Below are 419 nucleotides of genomic sequence, written 5' to 3'. Positions count from 1 at the left end.
ATTCTGATTAGATGTCATACGGAAATCGCCTTTATGGATTTTGGCAATTTCACGTAGACCAGTTTGCAAGGTTTGACCTGGCATATCTTTAATACGGCCACTTTCAATAAATAGCGTTAAGTGGAACTTATTGTCGATACCTTCAACCCAACCATAACGGTCGCCGCGATCGCCAATGATCACCTCACGCTTAGGTGCAAATTTAACCCCAGCACGTTTTTCAACTTCGGCTTTAAATGCATCAAGACCATGGTCAACAATGGTGTACTTTAAACGCGCACGTTTACGCACAACACGATTACCCCAGTCACGTTGAACCGTCATTACCGCTTCGGCAAACTTGGTGACGTCATCCGTTTTAATAAAGCCCAAGTCGTCAGCTAAACGTGGGAAAGTTTCAACTTCACCGTGGGTAGAAC

Annotated in this window: 1 protein-coding gene; it reads right to left on the bottom strand. The window is 44.4% G+C overall.

Going from position 1 to position 419, the window contains the following annotated elements:
* Positions 1-419, bottom strand: a 419-nt coding sequence (locus AAEY72_RS14235) for a hypothetical protein (RefSeq protein ID WP_502945391.1), incomplete at both ends; no start/stop codon positions are given.

Origin of the sequence: Psychrobacter sp. W2-37-MNA-CIBAN-0211, assembly GCF_040309405.1 — a bacterium.
Taxonomy (GTDB): Bacteria; Pseudomonadota; Gammaproteobacteria; order Pseudomonadales; family Moraxellaceae; genus Psychrobacter; species Psychrobacter glaciei.
The sequence above is the reverse complement of the archived record's forward strand: the minus strand, read 5'-3'. Positions and strand labels throughout refer to the sequence as shown.